Source organism: Bariatricus sp. HCP28S3_A7 (genome assembly GCF_052066375.1).
GTDB lineage: Bacteria > Bacillota > Clostridia > Lachnospirales > Lachnospiraceae > Allocoprococcus.
The window spans coordinates 1-1,599 of sequence record NZ_JBQHSG010000072.1 but is presented as its reverse complement, the minus strand read 5'-3'; the positions used below and the strand labels follow the sequence as shown (position 1 = coordinate 1,599).

The window sequence follows — 1,599 nt, the reverse complement described above, 5'->3', positions numbered from 1 at the left end:
TACCCTAAACTCCCATGCCCGCACACTTGGCACCACCATAAATGAAACTGTGTAAGCCGGAAGGTATTGAGTTTGTTTATGCCGTTCTGTATACTTATAGTAACGGCAAAGATCGTGTTTATTTTGGGCCAGTAGCCCGTACCCTAAACTGATTTCAGGTACTCTCATTTGCACCACCACCTGTCCAGCCTATTATTCATGGCAAAAGGACGTATAGTAAAATGATAAAAGTCAGAGTACCATGCCGTAAATTCTTCCAGGAGGTGCCTTTATGGATAAGATTTACGACAAATGTTGTGGTATTGATGTGCACAAAAAACTTATCGTTGCCTGTTTCCGATGCGGCAGAAAGCAGGAGCTACGTGAGTTTGGTGCAACAACCAGAGAACTCCTTACATTGGCTGACTGGCTCAAGGAGGGTGGCTGCGAAATGGTCGCCATGGAGAGCACAGCCTCTTATTGGAAACCTCTGTATAACATCCTTGAATCTTCTGACCTGAACGCAATGGTGGTCAATGCCCGTCATATGAAAGCAGTTCCCGGTCGGAAAACGGATGTGAAGGATGCGGAATGGATCGCAGACCTTCTTCAGCATGGACTGCTAAAGGCCAGTTATATTCCCGACAAGGATCAGCGGGAACTGAGGGAATTAGTCCGCTATCGTAAAAGCCTTGTAGGGGAACGCACCAGAGAGTTGAATCGGCTCCAAAAGATGCTTGAAGGAGCTAACATCAAGTTATCCGGAACTGTATCAGACATCAATGGCAAAAGCGCCCGTAGTATTCTGGAATATCTCCTAACCGGAGACTCCATCGATGAGGTAAAATACGATGAGATGTATAAGCAGAAAGTGATTGCTCATAATCTCAAAGCCACCAAGGAACAGATCATTGATGATCTTAATGGTGTGATGTCTCCGCTCCAGCGCAGGATGATGAAAGAACTTCTTATCCATTTGGATGAACTAAATACTCACATCAAAAACCTGGATGACGAGATTGACAACTTTATGAAACCGGAAGAAAAGCAGGCTTCCCAGGCAATTCAGGATGTAACCGGTATAGGCAATACAAGTGCCCAGGCCATCATCTCTGTCATTGGTACAGACATGGATCGTTTTCCGACAGATAAGCACATTTCATCTTGGGCAGGGTTATGTCCCGGAGATAATGAAAGCGCCAAAAAGAGAAAATCCGGGAAGACCAGAAAAGGTAACTCCCTGTTGCGCACAACATTAATCACCTGTGCACATGCAGCAGTAAAAAATAAGAAGTCCTACTTCCATGCGCAGTTCATGAGGATCAGTGCTCACCGTGGGCCAAAGCGTGCCTATGTAGCCGTTGCCCATTCCATGCTCATAGCAATATATCACATTCTCAAGGATGGTGTCGTTTTCAAGGATCTGGGAGCTGATTATTACAATCAGTTCAATAAGGAACGTAAAATAGCTGCATACCTCAAGAAGTTAAAAGCGCTTGGCTGGGAGGCTCCAGTAGTTGCCGCATAAGCCTGTCGGTTAAGTTCAAAATCAACCTTTTTGCACTAGATAGGGGTAGTTTGCGCTTTTTTGGCTATTCTGAAGGTTTTGTTTCATAGTAA

Annotated in this window: 1 protein-coding gene; it reads left to right on the top strand. The window is 44.9% G+C overall.

The features are described 5' to 3' along the window. Positions 1-271: 271 nt before the first annotated feature. On the top strand, positions 272-1,507 hold the full coding sequence (locus tag ACTNA4_RS16000) for an IS110 family transposase (protein WP_427808888.1): 1,236 nt from the start codon (positions 272-274) through the stop codon (positions 1,505-1,507). The last annotated feature ends 92 nt before the right edge of the window (positions 1,508-1,599 follow it).

Excerpts from the sequence above, each read along its gene's own strand:
- ACTNA4_RS16000 (WP_427808888.1), top strand. The coding sequence starts at position 272 with ATGGATAAGATTTACGACAAATGTTGTGGTATTGATGTGCACAAAAAA.